This is a genomic window from Streptococcus sp. OMI750, from assembly GCF_047463895.1.
GTDB lineage: Bacteria > Bacillota > Bacilli > Lactobacillales > Streptococcaceae > Streptococcus.
Genome location: NZ_JASHCZ010000002.1, coordinates 411,939 through 431,925, shown reverse-complemented (window position 1 = coordinate 431,925; position 19,987 = coordinate 411,939). Strand labels below are relative to the sequence as shown.

General features: G+C 43.4%; 17 protein-coding genes and 1 pseudogene. 12 read left to right on the top strand and 6 right to left on the bottom strand.

The features are described from left to right. From QM830_RS06600 to QM830_RS06590, 3 genes are all read left to right on the top strand, one after another. A partial coding sequence (locus tag QM830_RS06600) for a thiamine pyrophosphate-dependent enzyme (RefSeq protein WP_414326063.1) occupies positions 1–416 on the top strand: 416 nt, incomplete at its 5' end. A 254-nt stretch (positions 417–670) separates the two neighbouring features. Further along, entirely contained in the window at positions 671–1,018 is a 348-nt protein-coding gene (locus QM830_RS06595; RefSeq protein ID WP_414326061.1) for a VOC family protein, read from the top strand. Between the two features lie 208 nt (positions 1,019–1,226). Continuing rightward, entirely contained in the window at positions 1,227–2,666 is a 1,440-nt protein-coding gene (locus tag QM830_RS06590) for a 6-phospho-beta-glucosidase (RefSeq protein WP_414326059.1), read from the top strand. Positions 2,667–2,792: 126 nt separating this feature from the next. Here the strand turns inward: QM830_RS06590 and QM830_RS06585 are convergent, their stop codons facing one another. Then, positions 2,793–3,326, bottom strand: coding sequence for a hypothetical protein (locus tag QM830_RS06585; protein ID WP_414326057.1), 534 nt, complete (start codon positions 3,324–3,326; stop codon positions 2,793–2,795). A 203-nt stretch (positions 3,327–3,529) separates the two neighbouring features. On the opposite strand from QM830_RS06585, the gene QM830_RS06580 reads away from it, so the two are divergent. Both QM830_RS06580 and QM830_RS06575 read left to right on the top strand, forming a co-directional pair. Beyond that, positions 3,530–4,219, top strand: a complete 690-nt coding sequence (locus tag QM830_RS06580; protein ID WP_195550352.1) for a response regulator transcription factor — start codon at positions 3,530–3,532, stop codon at positions 4,217–4,219. Continuing rightward, a complete protein-coding gene (locus QM830_RS06575) occupies positions 4,219–5,106 on the top strand; it encodes a sensor histidine kinase (RefSeq protein WP_414326055.1) in 888 nt (295 codons plus the stop codon). Before QM830_RS06580 ends, QM830_RS06575 begins: the two co-directional genes overlap by 1 nt. A 20-nt stretch (positions 5,107–5,126) precedes the next feature. Here the strand turns inward: QM830_RS06575 and QM830_RS06570 are convergent, their stop codons facing one another. From QM830_RS06570 to pabB, 5 genes are all read right to left on the bottom strand, one after another. Beyond that, on the bottom strand, positions 5,127–5,879 hold the full coding sequence (locus QM830_RS06570) for an ABC transporter permease (protein ID WP_414326054.1): 753 nt from the start codon (positions 5,877–5,879) through the stop codon (positions 5,127–5,129). 54 nt (positions 5,880–5,933) lie between these two features. Further along, on the bottom strand, positions 5,934–6,842 hold the full coding sequence (locus tag QM830_RS06565) for an ABC transporter ATP-binding protein (protein WP_414326052.1): 909 nt from the start codon (positions 6,840–6,842) through the stop codon (positions 5,934–5,936). 12 nt (positions 6,843–6,854) lie between these two features. Next, positions 6,855–7,040 carry a hypothetical protein gene (locus QM830_RS06560; protein WP_009731642.1) on the bottom strand — a complete coding sequence of 62 codons (186 nt, stop codon included), beginning with the start codon at positions 7,038–7,040 and terminating at the stop codon, positions 6,855–6,857. Between the two features lie 273 nt (positions 7,041–7,313). Beyond that, positions 7,314–7,931, bottom strand: a complete 618-nt coding sequence (locus QM830_RS06555) for an alpha/beta fold hydrolase (protein ID WP_414326050.1) — start codon at positions 7,929–7,931, stop codon at positions 7,314–7,316. Then, entirely contained in the window at positions 7,931–9,658 is a 1,728-nt protein-coding gene (gene pabB, locus QM830_RS06550; RefSeq protein WP_414326049.1) for an aminodeoxychorismate synthase component I, read from the bottom strand. Before pabB ends, QM830_RS06555 begins: the two co-directional genes overlap by 1 nt. A 118-nt stretch (positions 9,659–9,776) precedes the next feature. Here pabB and QM830_RS06545 point away from each other — a divergent pair, with 118 nt between their 5' ends. From QM830_RS06545 to QM830_RS06515, 7 genes and pseudogenes are all read left to right on the top strand, one after another. Next, positions 9,777–10,832 (top strand): acyltransferase family protein, encoded by a 1,056-nt coding sequence (locus QM830_RS06545; RefSeq protein ID WP_414326047.1) that lies wholly within the window; start codon positions 9,777–9,779, stop codon positions 10,830–10,832. Positions 10,833–11,136: 304 nt separating this feature from the next. Continuing rightward, complete coding sequence (locus QM830_RS06540; RefSeq protein WP_414326045.1) at positions 11,137–15,969, top strand: Cna B-type domain-containing protein; 4,833 nt, start codon at positions 11,137–11,139, stop codon at positions 15,967–15,969. Positions 15,970–16,007: 38 nt separating this feature from the next. After that, a pseudogene (pnuC, locus tag QM830_RS06535) lies at positions 16,008–16,463 on the top strand (nicotinamide riboside transporter PnuC); the annotation flags it as partial. 129 nt (positions 16,464–16,592) lie between these two features. Then, a complete protein-coding gene (locus QM830_RS06530) occupies positions 16,593–17,531 on the top strand; it encodes an AEC family transporter (protein WP_414326044.1) in 939 nt (312 codons plus the stop codon). 93 nt (positions 17,532–17,624) lie between these two features. Next, complete coding sequence (locus tag QM830_RS06525) at positions 17,625–18,044, top strand: Rrf2 family transcriptional regulator (RefSeq protein ID WP_414326043.1); 420 nt, start codon at positions 17,625–17,627, stop codon at positions 18,042–18,044. A gap of 88 nt (positions 18,045–18,132) precedes the next feature. Continuing rightward, the gene (locus tag QM830_RS06520; protein WP_414326041.1) at positions 18,133–19,137 is read left to right on the top strand and encodes an NADP-dependent oxidoreductase; all 1,005 of its coding nucleotides are present in this window, start codon (positions 18,133–18,135) and stop codon (positions 19,135–19,137) included. Positions 19,138–19,150: 13 nt separating this feature from the next. Beyond that, a complete protein-coding gene (locus tag QM830_RS06515) occupies positions 19,151–19,987 on the top strand; it encodes an alpha/beta fold hydrolase (RefSeq protein ID WP_414326040.1) in 837 nt (278 codons plus the stop codon).

Below are 19,987 nucleotides of genomic sequence, written 5' to 3'. Positions count from 1 at the left end.
ACGTTCAATACGACCTTCCAGTTATCAACGTTGTCTTCTCAAATGGTAAATATGCCTTCATCAAGGACAAATACGAAGACACAAACAAACACTTGTTTGGTTGTGACTTCCCTAATGCTGACTATGCGAAAATCGCTGAAGCGCAAGGTGCTGTAGGGTTTACAGTTGACCGTATCGAAGACATCGATGCAGTTGTTGCAGAAGCTGTTAAATTGAACAAAGAAGGTAAAACTGTTGTGATCGATGCTCACATCACTCAACACCGTCCACTTCCAGTAGAAGTACTTGAATTGGATCCAAAACTTCACTCAGAAGAAGCGATCAAAGCCTTCAAGGAAAAATACGAAGCTGAAGAGCTTGTACCATTCCGCCTCTTCTTAGAAGAAGAAGGATTGCAATCACGCGCAATTAAATAATTCCTCTCGTCGAAAATCAAAGATAAATTTGTAGACTTCTTTATTAGGTTACTGCCGACGATTTCATCATTGAAACTGTAATTTTCAATGATGGAATCTAGTGCGGAGCCTAGAAAAAGTCCCAAAGGATTTTTCGTAGTTTGATGAGCAAGGATTTGCCATCAAACTTGGTTCGATGCCTTGTTTATTCATTGACTTTATAGAGAGAAACTTGAAAAGATCGGAGCCATCCGGTCTTTTATAGAGGAGAGTAAATGAATTTAAATCAATTAGATATTATTGTTTCAAATGTTCCCCAAGTCTGTGCTGAATTGGAGCATATCTTGGATATAAAGTCAGACTATGTTGATGATGGTTTTGCTCAATTCACGATTGGTAACCACTGCCTCATGTTCTCACAAAGCCATTTGATACCTCTGGAAAATTTTCAGTCAGGAATCATCCTACACATTGAAGTTGAAGATTTGGAACAGAATCAAAAGCGTTTGAAAGAATTAGGGATTGAGATTTTACATGGGCCAGTTGTGACCGATTGGGGAACAGAATCCCTGTTAGTTGAAGGCCCTGCTGGTCTAGTCATTGATTTTTATCGTATGAAATAGGATGCTTAGTCATTTGAAGTTAACCTTAATGATTCTTAAAACAGAATATGAGAATATGAACTATTAAAAGATCGGAGTCATCCGGTCTTTTTGTGTTGCATGCGAACAGAAACAATCTTAGAATAGTATCAGTTTTTCATAGGATGCTGTAAGACTTTTGGGTTAGAGAGGGGTATAATAGAACTATCAAATCAAGTGAGGTAGAGAGATGACCGACAAACTTCAATTTCCAGATGGTTTCCTTTGGGGTGGGGCGACGGCTGCTAACCAATGTGAGGGAGCTTATAATGAAGATGGCCGTGGCTTGGCTAATGTGGATGTGGTTCCGACTGGTCCAGATCGTTTCCCGATTATTACGGGTCAGAAAAAGATGTTCGACTTTGAAGAGGGCTATTTTTATCCGGCTAAAGATGGCATTGATATGTACCATCGCTACAAGGAAGACATTGCCCTCTTTGGGGAAATGGGCTTTAAAACCTATCGCTTGTCCATTGCCTGGTCTCGGATCTTCCCACAAGGGGATGAATTGGAGCCAAACGAAGCGGGTCTCCAATTTTATGAAGACCTCTTTAAGGAGTGCCACAAGTATGGCATTGAGCCCTTGGTGACCATTACCCACTTTGACTGCCCCATGCATTTGATTACAGAGTATGGAGGGTGGCGTAGTCGCAAGATGTTGGAATACTACGAACGCCTCTGCCGAACGCTCTTCACTCGCTATAAGGGCTTGGTCAAATATTGGCTGACCTTCAATGAGATCAATATGATCCTTCATGCGCCTTTTATGGGAGCAGGACTTTGCTTTGAAGAAGGGGAGAATGAGGAGCAAGTCAAATACCAGGCGGCTCACCATGAGTTGGTTGCTTCAGCCATTGCCACCAAGCTTGCCCATGAGATTGATCCGAACAACAAGGTGGGCTGTATGTTGGCAGCAGGACCAAACTATCCTCATACCTGTGCTCCGCGAGATGTCTGGGCTGGTCTAGAAGAAGACCGCAAGAACTATTTCTTCATCGATGTGCAGGCGCGTGGGGAATACCCAAACTATGCTAAGAAAGAGTGGGAGCGTCAGGGAATCACGGTTGAGATGACCGAGCAGGACCTGCAATTATTGAAAGACCATACAGTGGACTTTATTTCCTTCTCCTACTATGCCAGTCGGGTCGCTTCAGGGGATCCAGCTGAAAGGGAGAAAACAGCGGGTAATATCTTTGCCTCTCTGAAGAACCCCTACCTAGAAAGCTCGGAATGGGGTTGGCAGATTGACCCTCTTGGTCTCCGCATCACCCTCAATACTATCTGGGATCGTTATCAAAAGCCCATGTTTATCGTGGAAAATGGATTAGGGGCAGTGGATACTCCAGATGAAAATGGCTATGTAGCTGATGATTATCGGATTGACTACCTGGCTGCCCATGTCAAGGCTATGCGAGATGCCATTAACGAAGATGGTGTTGTCCTCTGGGGCTATACGACTTGGGGCTGTATTGACCTGGTCTCTGCCGGAACCGGAGAAATGAAGAAGCGCTACGGCTTTATCTATGTCGATCGGGACAATGAAGGCAAGGGAAGCTTGGATCGCTCCCGTAAGAAATCCTTCTATTGGTACAAAGAAGTCATTGCGACCAATGGAGCTTCTGTTAAATAAAAGTCTCCTCTAGAGCTAAACCATCTTCTGGATGACTCTCTGGCAGCAAACTAAAAAGCTTAGAATTCCAACCACAAGTTGGGGTCCTAAGCTTTTTGTATGTAGTTAAGGCAAGTCGTCACTGATTTACTGGTCGTAGTCTAAGACATTGTTTTCGATGACAAACTTAGATTCAGAGGTAATGCTAGCTTCTCCTAGTTGCAACTGGGAACTTCCGTCTGGTTTCATGATGTGCCACTGACCGTCCTTGTGGGCAAAGATAGCCTGAAATGTGATGTTATCACTCTTGTCTCGAATAGGTAGAACAAATGCTTGATCTGTATTCTCTAAGAGAATCTCTTCTTTTTTTTCAAAGTTATAGATATAAAATTGCCCAGTTCTTTGTCCCAAACCATGAAGTTCATCGACTTTTTGCCAGTTCTCAAATTTTGTCCGAACAAGGGATTCATTATAAATCTTGTTGAAGGTTTCGTTCCGTTTCTTCGTTTCTTCTTCGTCTAGTGTTTTCTGAAACTCTGCAACCTTTTTAGTCGTTTGAATGGTTTGTCTGTTTTGCTCCCTGATTTGCTGGCGGTGGATGACTCGCATCATTCTTGCAGCAACGCCCAGGATGACGAGGATGGATACAAGGCTGATTTTAGTTTTGGCATTATTTTTCATAAACTGGTCTCCCTATTGTGTCATTGGTCCTATTATACCTTTTGAAAGAAAGGATCGTCAAGTTCATCTTGTGATGACCTAACATGCAGATTTGCAGGGGTACTATAGGATTTTATCAGATTTTCATTGACGAAGGTCCCTTTATTTGATAGGCTAGAGGAATAGAAATGATTTGGAGTTCAAAGGAAAAAGGAGTGAGGCAAGTGGCACGGGTTTTATTAATCGAGGATAATAATGATATCCAAGAAATTTTATATAGTCTCTTAAGTGAAGAACATGAGGTCCTTCAGGCTTTTTCAGGTACAGAAGGGTTGCGGCTCTTCCAGCAAGAAAGCGTTGATTTGGTCCTTCTGGATATCATGCTTCCTGGGAAAAATGGGGATCAGGTCCTGGAGGAGATCCGTTTGCAGAGTCAAGTGCCGATCATCATGATGACCGCTCTTGGAGACAAACACCTCATTAGCCAGTATCTCCTTGCAGGTGCCAATGATTATATCGTCAAGCCCTTTAATCTGGACGAAGTGGCAGCTCGGGTAACGGTGCAGCTGAGAAATAACAACACTCCGGCACAGGAACTTCAATCATCGAAAAAGCTGACTTTTAAAAATCTGGTCCTGAACCCAGAAACCTTTGAATTGGAGTCTGGGGAACAGACGCTTCGCTTAGGCAAAAAAGAATTTCAAATTTTTGAGACCTTACTGGCACATCCAAAGAAGATTTTTACCAAAGAAGAATTGTATGAAGCGGTCTGGGAAGAAGTTTATCTGCCTGGAGACAATACGCTCAATGCCCAACTGAGCAATCTCCGAAAGAAAATTGCCCAACTTGATCCTAATGAGGATTACATTGAAACGGTCTGGGGCTTGGGTGTTCGCTTGAAAGGAGACAAGTAATGTGGGGATTGGTTCTAATTCTAGTCGTCCTTGTCCTTCTCTTGGGCTTGGGTTATGTTCGCTTGCTTTCTGCTTTAAAGGATTTGCAGGAGCAGATTCAACAGAAGCTCCAAAATGGGAGTGGGGTACGGTTAACGTCACGTGTTTCAAAAAAAGAATTGGTCGCCTTGACCAAGCAGGTCAGTGATCTCTTTGATCAGATCGAGCGGACCAATCGGATTGCCTTTCAAGAGAAAAAGACCTTGGATATGGCCATTAGTAATATTGCCCACGATATCCGGACGCCTTTGACCATTGCATCGGGCTATACCCAACAAATCATCAAAGGAGGGACGCAGGAAGAGGAAAAATTGAAGAAAATTGCTTCCAATCTTCAAGTCGTCTCAAAACGCCTAGAGTCTCTCTTGGAATACAGACGCTTGATGGAGGGAGCTATTCAACCTCGGATTTCAGATGTCGATCTCAGTCAAGTCTTAACCCAGCAGTTGTTCCAGTATTATGATAGCTTGTCTGAAGCGGGGATCGCACTAGAGGTAGAGCTAGAAGAGCATCTCCATTATCCTACCGATCCGGAGCTTTGGGAGCGCCTCTTGCAAAATATGCTCAGCAATGTCCTCAAGCATGGGAAGGAGCAGGCCCGTTTGACCTTGATGTCGGATGCGGACACGATTCGGGTCGAGCTGCGCAATATTGTGCAACAACCGATCCAGCACTTAGACCAATTGGCTAGTCGCTTCTACTCAGAAAATCTATCGGATACAGAAGAGTCTTCTGGCTTGGGTCTCTACATTATTCAAAATTTTGTAGAGATTTTAGGGGGCGACTTGCAACTGGCAACAGAGGCAGACTGGTTTATCTTGACCATTACATTAAAAAATAAGGCTTGACCAATCGTCAAGCCTTTTTGTTATAAATCTTTGTGTTTGAAAGTAGCGAGTCCTAGGAAGCCGAAAACAAGGATGAATCCAAGGGCGATCGAGAGGGTGTTGTTTGTTGCTGTCGTACTTTGGACCATGGAATATTGGAATTCCAAGTTTAGATAGTGGAGAAGATCAATATCTTTAAAGAAGAGCGCAGGAAGGCTTAAGAAGATACTTCCAATGAAGTAGCCAACGAAGGCCAAGGTGATGGATTGGCTAGCGTAAAGGAGGAAGGAAATGATGCTGACCCAAGCCAAGGTGGAAAGGAACTGAATCAGCACGGTTAGACCAAAATGAGCAAGGAAGTGCTCTGGCATGGTACCCATTCCATTGTAGAGGGTCGCGAGCAAGAAGACGAGACCATAAGAAACAAGAAATTGGAAGAGGGCAATGGTTAGGACAACAGCGCTTTTAGCAAAGTAGTAGCTGGTGCGCGAAACGCCATAGGCCAGACTATTCTTGTATAAGTTTTGTGTTAAGTCTGTTCCCAGAACCAAGGTGATGACAATAATGGTAAAGAGGATAGTCACACTGATGCTGGAAGAGTAGTTGGTCAGGGCTTTAAAGCCCGTCCAAACTTCGGTCGCTTGGGGTAATTTGGATTCCGTATTGACACCGACGTGGCCAGTAGCTCCAAAGATGACTCCAGACAGGATGTTGAGAACGAGAATGACTTCTGTAATCCAAAAACCTTTGGAGCGAAATAGTCTGTAAAAATCTGCTTGAATGGTATGCAACATGATAAATCTCCTAAATGAAATATGTGGGATAAGTAAAACAAGACGGTGGTTTGACTAGTCTACCAAGTCCGTAAAGAATTTTTCCAGATCTTGGCGGGCATAGTAGATTTCGTCCACGTCAATATCCGCTTGCACGAGGGCTTTGACAATGACTTTAATATCGTGAGTCTGTCCGAAGATATGGATTTCTCCGTCCTTATCGATGACCTTGATACGGTGATGGAGTTGATCCTGGGTCAGTTGACTCGCAAGGGCTAGCTGGCTGGTCTTGAGGATGATATAATCTTCTCCTTGTTCTTCGAATTCAGCCTTGCTAATTTCTTTGATCAGGCGACCTTGGTCGACAATACCAAAGCGATTGGCAACCAGATAAAGTTCGGACAGGATGTGACTGGAAATGAGGATGGTCATGCCGAGTTCATCGTTGAGGCGCTTGATCATCTGACGGAATTCCTTGATTCCGACAGGATCGAGACCATTGATGGGTTCGTCCAAAATGAGGAAGTCGGGCTTGGCAATGAGCGCGATGGCAATTCCCAACCGTTGTTTCATCCCCAGTGAAAAATCACGGAATTTCTTCTTACCCGTATTATTCAGGCCGACATAGTTCAAGGTTTCTTTGATGACCTGGTCGGGATTCGGAATATGGCGTGCCTTGCAATAGTAGACTAAGTTTTGGTAGGCGGTCATATGCTTGTGAGCCACAGGGCTTTCAATGACAGATCCGACACGTTTCAGGGCTTGCGTCCACTGGGAGCGATTTGAAGAAGCAAAGAGGGAGACGCTTCCGTCAGTTTCTTGAATCAGTTGGGTGATGACCTTGATGAGGGTGGTTTTCCCTGCCCCGTTCTTACCGATGAGGCCGTAGACGTCGCCTTTGCGAATGGTGAGATTCACATCATTAAGGGCGTATTGTTGACCGAATTTTTTGCTCAAGTGTTTAATTTCTAATACTTTTTCCATGGCTTCTTCTCCTTAGTACAGCTTATTTTCTAGCAAATCGAAAACGATTCCGTAGGCTTCATGCTCGTAGCTATGCTCTGTAAAATTTGTTTGACTATCGTTGAATGTGACCTCAAAGTTAAAATCGTTATGTACGAGGCTCCAGACGCTAAGAGCAATGATAGAGGCGATGGCGACAATCATTAGTTTCTTTTTCATAAGTGAACTCCTTCTTGGTTATTTTCTTTACACTCTTAGTATACAGCTTGCTTTTCAAATAACTATCAAGTAATTCTAAAATATTTCTAAAAAAAAACGGGAGTGGGACAGAACGAATTTTGACTAAAAATCGTTTGTTGTCCCACCCCCGCAAGGCTGATTAGGTCATCTTTGGAGCTTAAAAGGCGAACAAAGATGCCAATCAGCTACTGCGTCTTGCAGTTATAACTATCATATATAAGAGACTGGACACTTTATGCCCAGCCTCTGTTCCTATTTAAATTCACCGACAAACTCCTTGATGGCTTGCGCGAGTTCAAAGGGTTTCTCAGTATTGAGTAGATGGCCTCCGTCTGCGATTTCTTGATAACGACCTTTAGGCAGGAGCTTGGCCAACTTCTTAGAAGAAGATTGATTGGCCCAATCTTTGCTACCACAAATCACCAAGCTAGGAAGAGGGCAAGCTTTAACGGTATCGGTTAAATTGAGTCCTTTTAATTCAGTCAAGATTTGAAGCATCTGTTGTTTATTGGCGTCTTGCCTTTCAAAGAAATGCTTGGGAAGCAGACGAAAGAGGAGGATCTGGAGTCTGTAGAGGGGATTGGTGTTGAGTTTGTATTGTGTCCCTGCAAGGACCAAGCCCTTGAGTTGCGGGAAACCTTGTCTAGAGAGATCAAGGGCGAGAACACCTCCTAGTGAGAGGCCTACCAGAATAAAGGGCTCGCTCTCCTTCTGGAGGCGTTCTATCAGCCTTTCTTTGACCTCCTGATAACTTTCACTTGGATGAGAGAAAATATCAAAAGTTTTGGAGTGCAAGGGAGAAAGGGCATATTGGACCCCTTGCCAAGAGAGGACGTCCTGCCCTAGTCCATGTAAAAAAATAAGTTTCATTAGGAGTCCTTTCCTTGAAAATCGAGCTCGTAAAGACCACGGAGAGCATTGCAGGCATAGATACGATCGGCTTCTCTTAAATCCTTCAGCGTCAAGAGTTTTTCTTCAATCTGCTGGCTCTCAAGAAGATGGCGGCGGTAGATTCCATCGAGGATAGGGAGATGAGCTGGTGGGGTATAGAGCTTGCCCTTGATCTCTAGGATGAGATTGCCAATGGTTGTCTCTAGCAAGGTCTCATCTTCTAAAAAGTAAATCTGCTCCCGATCTGACTGGATGAGGTGGTCTCTCTGGCTCGTTTTAAAATAGGTAAAAGGTCGGTCTAATGGAGCTGTTTGTTTTCTCAATTGGGCCTGCAGATAGCTCGCTGGCAAGTCTGTTAGCTCGGTGATCGTCAGCTGGAAGCTTCCGTTTTTCTGCAAGGCAATGCGACAACGGTAGTCAAGGCTAGGATCCAAATGAGTGAGCTCTTCTTGAAGGTCGTTCAGGAGTTTTGGCTCATTAAAAGGATAGGCAAAGTAGCGGCTGGCCTCTCTCAAACGGGTCAGGTGTTGCTCTAGGAAAGTCAGCTCTCCTTGATGGATGCGACCGGTCGTCAGTAGCTCAAATCGAGGCTCTTGTCGGTAGAGGACAGCCGATTTTTGCTTGGTTTCCTGGTATTCGCCTTCCCATTTACTATCCCAAGTGATGCCACCTCCAACGCCATAGATAGCTTTGGTGCCTTGCATTTGAAGGGTCCGGATGGCCACATTAAAAATCCGTTTCCCTCTTGGAAGAAGGATCCCAATCGTGCCACAGTAGACGCCTCGAGGAGCGATCTCTGTCTGTTGGATGACTTCCATAGTAGAAATCTTCGGTGCGCCTGTGATCGATCCACAAGGGAAGAGGGCTTGGAAGGCTTGGACCAGATCGACTTCGGGTCGCAAGCGGCTTTCAATGGTCGAGGTCATCTGCCAAACGGTGGAGTATTGCTCGACTTGGCAGAGGCGGGTCACCTGCTCACTTCCAATTTCCGAAATCCGATTCATGTCATTGCGCAGGAGATCCACAATCATCATGTTTTCCGCCCGATTTTTGGGGTCTGCTTCTAGCCAGGCTGCCTCTTTGAGATCCGTTTGGTTGGTAAGCCCACGGCGCGTCGTTCCCTTCATGGGGCGCGTGGTCAATAGACGATCTTCTTGTTCAAAAAAGAGCTCAGGACTAATGGAGAGGATGGCGACATCATCGTGTTGGATGAAGGCATTGTAATGGGCCTTCTGCTCTACCACCAAGCGATTATAGATGGCCAAAGGATCTGCCTTTAGTTCTTGAGAAAGCTGGACGGTGTAGTTGACTTGGTAGGTGTCTCCCTGGCGGATGTGGTGATGGATGGACTCGATCGCTTCTTGGTAGGCAGGAGCTTCGACCTCTTCCTTCCAATTGGCTGGAAGGTCCACAGCCTCGTAGTCTTCTGGGAAAGGAAGGGTTTCGACCTCTTGGTGGATGGTGAAGTAGAGGAGATACTCTCCCATAAGGGGTGCAGGATGGACAGCTAATTTTTTCTCAAAAGCAGGAGCAGCCTCATAGCTGACATAGCCTACTGCATAAAATCCAGACTCCTGGTAAGTTTCCACTTCTTTAAGAAGTGCCTCTACTTGGTCGATGTCTCTGGTTTTTAATTCTTTTATGGGCTTGGTGAAAAGGTGTCTCAATCCAAGTTCTTTAAAATCAATAATCGTTTGTTTATGCATACTTTGAGTATATCAAAAATAGAGGAAAAAAGGTAGATCAGGATGCAAGATTCCTTGCTCCGGCCTCTCTTTCATGCTAAAATAACCTTAGAATCTGCATTTTGCAAGGAGCAGGAACATGCAAAAGAATTCCCTCTACAATACTTCTAGTATTAGTCTCTTTCAATACCTTTTTGCGATTGCAGTGATTTTGGTGCATAGTGGTCGCTTGACTTCTTATGAACCAGTCCATTTTGGTTTAAAGAGCATCCTTGGACGGCTAGCGGTGCCATTTTTTTTCATCTGTGCCAGCTTTTTTCTTAAGCAATCCCTAAAGGATGCAAGGAAAATGAAAGCCTATCTGGTCAAAATCGTTAAAACCTATTTATTTTGGAGTTGTGTCTATCTTCCATATGCCTGGATCTTTTTTTCTAGTCTCCAACTCCCTGTCTATCTCTTTCCAGCAGGAGTCTTGATTGCTCTAGTCTACCTGGGGATGTGCTACCAACTTTGGTATATCCCAGCCTTTTTGCTGGGCTTGTTTTTGGTCAATCAATTAGTCAAACGGCTAGGTATGGTTTGGACGGGGGTGATCACCCTTCTTCTATACTGCTGGGGCTTGATCGAGACCTATTCAGCTTATCTGGATACCACGAGTCTTCTAAAAGGCTACCAACTCTATAGCAACCTATTTTTCACAGCGCGAAATGGTCTCTTCTATACGCCCGTTTTTATCTTTATGGGTTACTATCTCTATGATCATTTTGATTCACCGAGCTTTAGGTTTCACCGTTGGCAAAAAGTAGCTCTTGCCTTTGGACTCTTCTGTTTAGAAGGCATGATCATTTTTCAACATGAAGGAATTGATAAGAATTTTTTCTTTCTCCTTCCCTTTGTAACGGTCTATTTGGTCAATGCTTGCCTGAAATCGTCTTTTCTAAAAACCTATGACCTACAGTATTTAAAACAGATGAGTATGGCCCTTTACTTTTCCCATCCGATCTTTATCGAGTTGGCGCGCTACGGGTTTCGAACTCTCCCACTTTCCAATCCAGACAGGGGAAAACTGATTTTTGTGGTAGCCCTATTTGGCAGTCATCTCTTTGGCCTGGCCATACTGTGGGTACGAGATAGAAGGAAAATACAAAAGATTCCTTCAAATGGTGAAGAGTTAGATGAAATAACCAACCAATAGTAGGGTGTACAAACCTCAAACGGTTGTGTTTGAGGTTTTTTTGTATGGACAAATTAAGGGGGGATAAGGATTGTTAGGCCTGCTCTACCTCATTTATAGATGTTTTATTTGATTGCCCTTGGATAGAAGGAAGGGGAAATCATTACCAGATAGTGACTTATGATATAGACATTAGTGCAAAAAATGTCTATATTATTAAATATTTATTATTTAATTTGAAAAGAAATAGATATTCTAAAAAATAATTGATAAAATTAAAGGGAGGGCCTTTTTGGAAGGCTAACAAAAGTAAAGGAGATAAAACATGAAAAAGCTTAGTTTATTATGGAAAAACTTTTTGAAAAAAGGTTTTGCCATTTTAACGATTCTCATGATGCTAGGTCAAATTGGGCAAGGAGCTATTACAGCTTTTGCGAACGAGCTAGCGGTCGGAGATAGTGGGGCTCTGGATGTCACTCTCTTATATGGGGACAAACAAGACCATCCAAGTGGCATGTCCTATTATACAGGTGACACCATGTCTGGTTACATCCAGATTACCCCTAAGAATTTGACAACGGATATTAATGAGGTAACGGTTACCTTGAATATCCCTGGGAAGTACCTACGAGAAGTTAGTATTCCTGACTTCAATAGTGCTTCAGAGCATGATAAACCAACGGTTACAAAAGTTGGAGATGATTATCAAGTCACCCTTCACTTTAACAATTACCAAAAGTCAGAAGTCCTAACTCTGCCATTTATTGGAAAATTTAATATTGGTTATGCACCAACAAATTATTCATTAGATATTACGGGGACCCTGAACATCAATGGGCAAGAAACAGCGCTCAATGATATCATTTGGAAGCCTAAGTACAACGATTATCGTTTCACCAAGTACATCAACCAAAACTTGAACGAAGCCATGTCTAAGGACTATGCGGAAGCAATGCCAGGTATTGTCAAAGGTGCGGATGGTAAGAACTATATTGAAACACCAACTTCTGTCCCATTTGCCTTCCAATTGGACGGAATGCGTGGTCAATACGGTGGTCAATACCGTCAGTTAGAATCAGCAACGATCACTGATAAGTTACCAACCTATACAGATAAGAGTGGGAAGACTCGCACAGCTGTTCTTGATACAACCAAGTCTGAAGGCTGGGTAGACAATGGAGATGGTACCGTTACGAAGACTTTCAAGGCGGATGCAAACAACAATCCAGCAGCTTATCACCAAGAATTTATGACCAAAATCAAGGATACAAGTTACCTCTACTTGAAATTCCCTGATTTGGTCTTAGAAAAAGACCAAACCCTCAAGGACGTTCTTAGTAAGGATTTGACCAATACTGGTAGCATCGTAGGAATTCCTGACAACCGTGGAGAGGGAGAACCAGATATTACAGCGGAAGATTCCCTTATTTTCCGTTTGACTTCACGTGACCTTGAAGGTGCTGGAAGCTTTGCTAAACGGGCAGATGGGAATGTTTATGACTCAACCGAATACAAGGCTGCTAATTATAAATGGCTTTTAAATTTCGAAAACAATACCCCTGCACCGCAGAAGAATTTTGTTTTTTACGATGAGGCTGTGGACCCTCGCTTGAAGTTTACTAAGATCGATTATACTCGTCTGATGGAAGGAGGCTATGGTATTGGGAAGCAAATCCATACCATTGTCAAACGAATTATCCTGACCATGGAAGATGGTAGCACCAAAGAAATCCAGTCAGAAGCAGATAAAGATGGAAATGGTCTGATTGATTTGACCAAGTATGGAACGGTTGTGGGCTGGCGGATGGAAATGAAGGATGATTTTGTCCTTCAATCTGGTCAGGGAATTCGCCTCCATAGCTATACAAGCTTCAAGGATCCTGAAAAGACGCGTTACGATGAAAATGATGCAACCCAAAATGTCTACAAGAATACAGGTCGTGTGACTTATAAAACACAGTCAAACGTTGCCAAAGATCAGTCGGCAGATTGGTCCTTCAAACTCATCCCATTGAAGGAAAGTTTTGAGATTTCCAAAACGACGGATTACAACGATGTGGAATACACAGATGGGAAGACAATTCGTTTCGGTCTGGTAGCAACAAGAGTTATCCTTGATCCTGATAAGAATTATGGCGATCTTCGGGTGATCGATCTTTATGATCCCAATACTTTGGATGTCGATTTTAAAAATTTAAATCGTTCCCTTGCTTCTAGCGAGAACGGTATGAACTCCTTCAAGAGCTACGATGTCGTTGAAAACTATCGCAACTCTGGTCGCACGGCTATTGTGATGCATTTTGACCAGAAAAAGTTTATTAAAGCTTCTCTTGAAAAAAATGGTCAAATTCGTCTGCCATTCATCTATGCAAAACTAAAAGGGAAAGATGATGGTGGAACTTTTACCAATAAGCTTTATGTCGCAGGAGACGGAATCCACGATCTTGAAAATGCCAACCCTGATCGAGTTACCGAAGACGTCTATGACTTAAACGGTAATGGTTCAACAACCGATAAGATTCCTTATGCTCAATCAAATTATACGATTGTCGCAGCAGAAGGGATTTATGCCCGCAAATACATCGCTAAAAATGATGATCTATCCGATGCATCTACTGTTACTCGTACCTTCAAACCTGGTGAAACCTTTAACTACAAGATCACCATTAAAAACAATACAGATAAGCCAGTCGAAGACGGAGTTGTTTACGATGCCCTACCAAAAGTACACGATGTCAATACCCTAGATGGTTCAAATCGTTTGACTGAATATACGGTTAGCCTCCGTGGACCTGTATCTGCCCCTGAAGGCTGGACAGTCTACTACACGACAGACTCTAGCGTCACAAGTGACACTATGGAGCAGGCAGCAGATAAGGATATCTGGACGACAGCTGTAGCAGATTACAGTCAAGTGACGGGTATCAAGTTTGTGGCGGATAAAGGAACGACGATCCCAGCACGTAGCGAAGCAAACTTTGGTGTCCCAGTTGTTAATCCAACGGAGTTGACCAAAGACGTCAAAGACTTGATGCAAAAACGCACCAAAGATAATGAAGACAACGGTGGTCGCTCAGGTGTAGTCCAAGCCCATAACCAATTTGGTTACAAGGCCAAAGGCCACGAAGGAAACCGTGAATCGAATACCGTATCCGCACAAATCTTCTCAGCTGCTTTCCAAGTCAAGAAAGTGGATAAGGACAATCCGAAGGAAGTCCTTGAAGGTGCTACATTCACCTTAACAGATGCAAATGGAGCTGTTGTTGCGACGGCAACTTCTGATAAGAATGGAGAACTTTCCTTTAACACCTTAACAGAAGGAAACTATACGCTCAAAGAAACACAAGCACCTGCAAATTACAAGTTGGATGCAACAGAACATGCAGTGGTTGTGACCTATGATGCAGACAAACAAATCTATCACGTCACGGTGGATGGGAAAGCTGTTGGCTCAAAAGCTCTTCCTCTAGAAATCGCGAATGAAGCAGATATCAAGTATATTGATCTTGAAGCTTCAAAAGTTTGGGATGACCAAGACAACCAAGAAGTGCTTCGCCCAGAAAGTGTGGAATTCCAACTCTACAAGAATGGAAAAGCGCAAGGAAAACCAGTCACGGTCTCAGCTGCAACAGACTGGAAAGCTCACTTTACGAACCTTCCAGATAAAGACAGTGATGGTAAGCTCATCACCTACACTATCAAAGAAGTGAAAGTTCCGACTCATTATACGGTCGATACAGAAGAAGCCAGCTTCACTGATGGAAAAGCAACCATCACCAATAAACGCACTCCTGAGACAACGACAGTTACCGTCAAGAAAGTCTGGGATGATGCCGATAACCAAGATGGTCTTCGTCCTACAACTATCAAAGTTCACCTCTTAGCCAATGGAAAAGAAGTGCAATCAATCGATCTTGCTGGTCAAGGAAATGAATGGAACTATACCTTCACAGACCTCCCCGTCTATAAAGATGGTCAAAAAGTTGTCTACACAGTGACTGAGGACAAAGTGGACAATTATACCACTAAGATTGATGGAACAACTATTACCAATAGCTACAAACCTGGTAAGACAAGCCTCACCGTTACCAAAAACTGGGAAGATGTCAATAACCAAGATGGCCTCCGTCCAAAAACGATTAAGGTTCAATTGTATGCTGGGGATGAAAAAGTTGGTCAAGCTGTTGAATTGTCAGCAGATAACAAATGGACCCATACCTTCTCAAACCTAGACGAGAAGAAAGCTGGCCAAGTTATCAACTATACCGTCAAAGAAATCGATGTCCCAGAAGGCTACACCCAAGCAGTCGAAGCAACGAATCCAGGCCAAGTAGTCGTGACCAATACGCACGCTCCAGAAAAGACCAAGGTAGAAGTGAGCAAGAAGTGGGAAGATGCTGATAACCAAGATGGTCTACGCCCAGCCAGCATTCAAGTTCAATTATACAAAGATGGCGTTCCTACTGACCAAGTATTAGAACTTTCTGCAGCGAATGATTGGAAAGGCGCGTTTGAAAACCTTGATGCCAAGGCTGCTGGAAAAGCCATTAGGTATACGGTTAAAGAAGTAGCTGTTCCAGATGGTTACAAGGTGACGGTAAATGATAAGGACAAGGCTAATGTTGTCTTGACCAACACGCATGAACCAGCTCTTACAGAGATGAAAGTCACTAAGAAATGGGATGATGCCAATGACCAAGATGGCCTCCGTCCAAAAACGATTAAGGTTCAACTCTATGCTGGTGATGAAAAAGTAGGAGATCCGGTTGAATTGTCAGCGGACAATAAATGGACTCATACCTTTAGCAAATTAGCTGAAAAGAAAGCTGGCCAAGCGATCAGCTATCGTGTGGAAGAAGTAGATCTTCCAAAAGGCTATGAAGCAAGTAAGGTTGAGGATGAAAAAGGAAATGTGGTGATTACCAATAAACATGTTCCAAAAGAAAATCCGAAACAACCAACTCCGCCAAGTTCATCTGAACCAAAGAAACCGGGTCAACCCGAACCTAAAAAACCAAGCCAACCAGAGTCGAAGAAACCAGGCAAAATCTTAGGATTCTTACCAAATACGGGTACGACGATCTCTATTATTAGTCTTGTTTTAGCCTTTGTTTTGGCAAGTATCGCTGCTTATATTTTGAAGAAAAAGAAAAAATAAGCTAGCCTAAAATGAAGCAAACACCAGAAATGGTGTTTGTTTTTGTTCTTCTGGCCTTAAATGATCGGATGATGGGGGGACAAACCCTATACTTTACCGTCATGCAACCTATTGGTTTCTTTGTTTGGATCTACCAAGCCCAGTTCAAAAAGGAAGAGCAAGAGTTTGTTGCTCGTAAGCTGGATGCGGTAGGCTGGACCAAGTACTTGTCGATCAGTGCCATTTGGTGGCTGGTATTTGGCTATATTTACCAATCAGTTGGAGCCAATCGGCCTTTCCGGGATTCCGTTACAGATGCGACCAATGGTGTCGGCCAACTCTTGATGACGGCTGTCTACCGCGAACAGTGGATTTTCTGGGCGGCTACCAATGTATTCTCCATCTATCTTTGGTGGGGAAAAAGCCTTCAAATTCAAGGGAAATACTTTATTTACTTGATCAATAGTCTGGTTGGTTGGTACCAATGGACGAAGGCGGCCAAGAAAGGCTACTAGTAACAATCAATAAAATACAAGAGGTTGGGCATTTTGCGCCACCTCTTTTTGTGATATACTAGAGTAGTTTTTGGGACTTGAAAATAATGGGTTTTCTAGTTCAAATTTATAAAAAGAAAAGGAGAGAACATGGATATCTTTCTTAAGAGCATATCGGGGATCCTGGTCATTCTGGGGATGATATTAGTGGGCTTTGTCATAGGTGAAAAAGGCTGGTTTGATGACAAGTCACGTGGCTTGATCGCAAAGCTAGTCACTCAAATCGCTCTGCCCTGCTATATGCTTTATACCATTACACAGCGTTTTACAGCGGCTGACCTCCTAAAAATGTTGCCAGCATTGCGGTTTCCTGCCCTGTCTATGGTCGTTTTGCTTGGAATAGCGACAGCAGTAGCCAGGATCTTTACAGTGAGACAGTACCGCCGTGGCCTCTTTATTTCCATGTTCTTTAACTCCAATACGATTTTTGTGGGGCTCCCCATTAACCAGGCCCTCTTCGGGGATGCCAGTATTCCCTACGTTTTGATCTATTACATGTGTAATACGACCTTTTTCTGGACCTTGGGGACCTACTTGATCCAGCGAGACGGTGAGGGAGAAGCTCAGTTTGATCTCAAAATGAGTGTGAAAAAAGTCTTTTCACCTCCTCTGATGGGCTTCATCTTGGGACTAGTCATGGTGATACTGCAGATGAAGTTGCCAGCCTTTTTAGCCAGTGACTTGCAGTATCTGGGCAATTTAACAACCCCCTTATCCATGATTTTCATTGGTTTGTCGGTATCTCATGTAGGCGTGAAGCAGTTAGTTCTGGGAAAAGATCAGCTTCTCATTCTACTAGGACGCTTCGTAGTTGCACCTCTCTTGATGGCGACCATTGTTTGCTGGGCTCCTCTTCCAAGATTGATGAAGCAAGTCTTTATCATCCAGTCCGCTATGCCAGTGATGACCAATGCCCCAGTCGTTGCCAGACTCTACGGAGCTGATAGTGATTACGCAGCAGTCATGGTGACTGAGACGACCCTTGCTACCATGGTGGTCATTCCGATACTCATGGTGTTGATGGCTTGATCGTTTAAAAAAAGTGAAGCAAAGTCTTGCTTATCTTTTTATTTGTGTTATACTTGTTCTTGCATCGGATACAAGTTATCTAAAGGAGTTTATATGGATACGAAATTTTCAGTAGCCTTGCACATCCTAACCATGATTAGTGAGAGCAAGGATACCTTAAGTTCTCAAGCACTAGCAACTAGCGTTGGGACCAATGCGAGTTACATTCGAAAGGTAATCGCCTTATTGAAAAATGCTGGACTAATCCAGTCTCAGCAAGGAAAAACGGGTTACCAACTTAGTAAATCGCCAAAGGACATCACCTTACTTAACATTTATTTTGCCACACAAGAAGTCAGCCACATCAGCTTATTTCCTGTTCACCAAAATAGCAATCCTGATTGCCCAGTAGGGAAACATATCCAAGGAGCAGTTTCGCCACTATTTGCTAGTGCTGAAGCTCAACTTGAGAAGGAACTAGCCCAGCAAACCTTAGAAGATGTCATTAACAATCTTTATAAAAATGCCAAATAAAAACGAAACTGATTTGCATGCAGATCAGTTTTAAAAAGACTAAACTTGTATCTTTGTCAGATACAACAAAAATAGAAAAGAGAAGACAATGAAAGCCGCACAACATACTACTTATAACAAAAAGAATATCACTCTTAACATCACAGAAATCGCTACACCAAGTATCACAGATAAAGAAGTTTTGGTCAAAGTCACCGCAGCTGGTGTTAATCCTCTGGATAACATGATTTCCCGAGGAGAAGTCAGGATGATTGTCCCTTATAAACTCCCACAAACTGCTGGAAATGAAGTGGTCGGTATCATTGAAGAGACCGGTAGACAAGTCAAAAATCTCAAAGTTGGAGACCGTGTCTTTGGGCGTCTCCCACTTGATCATATTGGCGCCTTTGCAGAATACGTAGCTGTCGATAGTCAGGCTCTAGCCAAGGTTCCAGACTATCTGTCAGACGAAGAAGCAGCTGCTGTACCTTTGACTGCCTTGACTATCATGCAGGCTCTTGACCTCATGGGAGCTCAAGCTGGCAAAACGATCTTTATCTCTGGTGGTACAGGCGGTGTCGGCGGTATGGCCATTTCGATTGCTAAGGCCAAAGGTTTGAAGGTTATCACCAATGGGGCTGGAGATAGTGCTGAGCGGGTGTTGGACCTTGGAGCAGACCGCTTTATCGATTACAAAACAGAGGATTATACAAAAACTGTTAGTGAGGTGGATTATGTCCTCGATACCCTTGGGGGTGCTGAGACTGAAAAACAAATGTCTATCATGAAAAAAGGTGGTCAGCTTGTTTCCCTCCGTGCTATGCCAAATGGTGACTTTGCCAAACGGATGAACCTGCCAAAATGGAAACAGATTCTACTTGGCTTAGCCGGTCGCAAATTTGATAAGATGGCTGACAAATACGGCGTTCATTACCATTTTATCTTTGTAGAAAGCAATGGCACTCAATTACAAGAGGTAGCTGACCTCTTTAGCAAATTAGAAATCAAGCCATCTATCGATACAGTCTATCCATTTGAAGAAGTGAATAGTGCCTTAGACAAGGTCGCTAATGGTCGCTCACGTGGAAAAACAGTCCTCAGCTTTAAGAAATAAAAAGGAAAAGACAATGTCATATCTTACAACTAAAACTCAATACATCACTGTCCAAGGAAATCAAATCGCCTATCGCGAACTCAGCAAAGGCAAATCAAAACTTCCTCTTCTGATGCTGGTCCATTTGGCAGCAACCCTCGACAACTGGGATCCAAAACTCTTGGAATTGATTGCTGAAAAACACCATGTGATTGTGGTCGACCTTCCTGGTGTGGGAGCCAGTCAAGGCAAAGTGGCGCCAACCATTCCTGGAATGGCTGAGCAGACAATTGCCTTTGTAAAAGCCCTTGGTTACGATAAAATCAATCTCCTTGGTCTTTCTATGGGAGGCATGATTGCTCAAGAAATGGTCCGAATCAAGCCTGATTTGGTCAACCGTCTCATCTTGGCAGGAACAGGACCTCGAGGAGGAAAAGAGGTCGATAAGGTTACAGGGAAAACCTTTAACTATATGTTTAAAGCTGGACTCGAGCGCATCGATCCTAAACGCTATATCTTCTATAAACATGATGAACAAGGAAAAATCGAAGCCTTGAAAGTTCTCGGACGAATGGGAATGCGAACCAAGGAATTTGCGGACAAAGACATGAGTGTGCCTGGTTTCTTGACTCAACTCAAAGCTATTAAACGTTGGGGGAAAGATTCTCAAGACGACCTAAGATTAATCACCCAACCAACCTTAATCGTCAACGGAGACAAGGATATGCAGGTTCCAACGGAAAATTCTTATGATATGCATGAGAAAATAAAAGATAGTAAACTCATCATCTATCCACATGCTGGTCACGGTTCGATCTTCCAATATGCAGAGGAGTTTTCAAAAGAACTCATTGCTTTCTTGGAGGACTAA

Coding starts and splice junctions, on each gene's coding strand:
- QM830_RS06595 (WP_414326061.1), top strand. CDS start 671: ATGAATTTAAATCAATTAGATATTATTGTTTCAAATGTTCCCCAAGTC.
- QM830_RS06590 (WP_414326059.1), top strand. CDS start 1,227: ATGACCGACAAACTTCAATTTCCAGATGGTTTCCTTTGGGGTGGGGCG.
- QM830_RS06585 (WP_414326057.1), bottom strand. CDS start 3,326: ATGAAAAATAATGCCAAAACTAAAATCAGCCTTGTATCCATCCTCGTC.
- QM830_RS06575 (WP_414326055.1), top strand. CDS start 4,219: ATGTGGGGATTGGTTCTAATTCTAGTCGTCCTTGTCCTTCTCTTGGGC.
- QM830_RS06570 (WP_414326054.1), bottom strand. CDS start 5,879: ATGTTGCATACCATTCAAGCAGATTTTTACAGACTATTTCGCTCCAAA.
- QM830_RS06565 (WP_414326052.1), bottom strand. CDS start 6,842: ATGGAAAAAGTATTAGAAATTAAACACTTGAGCAAAAAATTCGGTCAA.
- QM830_RS06560 (WP_009731642.1), bottom strand. CDS start 7,040: ATGAAAAAGAAACTAATGATTGTCGCCATCGCCTCTATCATTGCTCTT.
- QM830_RS06555 (WP_414326050.1), bottom strand. CDS start 7,931: ATGAAACTTATTTTTTTACATGGACTAGGGCAGGACGTCCTCTCTTGG.
- pabB (WP_414326049.1), bottom strand. CDS start 9,658: ATGCATAAACAAACGATTATTGATTTTAAAGAACTTGGATTGAGACAC.
- QM830_RS06545 (WP_414326047.1), top strand. CDS start 9,777: ATGCAAAAGAATTCCCTCTACAATACTTCTAGTATTAGTCTCTTTCAA.
- QM830_RS06540 (WP_414326045.1), top strand. CDS start 11,137: ATGAAAAAGCTTAGTTTATTATGGAAAAACTTTTTGAAAAAAGGTTTT.
- QM830_RS06530 (WP_414326044.1), top strand. CDS start 16,593: ATGGATATCTTTCTTAAGAGCATATCGGGGATCCTGGTCATTCTGGGG.
- QM830_RS06525 (WP_414326043.1), top strand. CDS start 17,625: ATGGATACGAAATTTTCAGTAGCCTTGCACATCCTAACCATGATTAGT.
- QM830_RS06520 (WP_414326041.1), top strand. CDS start 18,133: ATGAAAGCCGCACAACATACTACTTATAACAAAAAGAATATCACTCTT.
- QM830_RS06515 (WP_414326040.1), top strand. CDS start 19,151: ATGTCATATCTTACAACTAAAACTCAATACATCACTGTCCAAGGAAAT.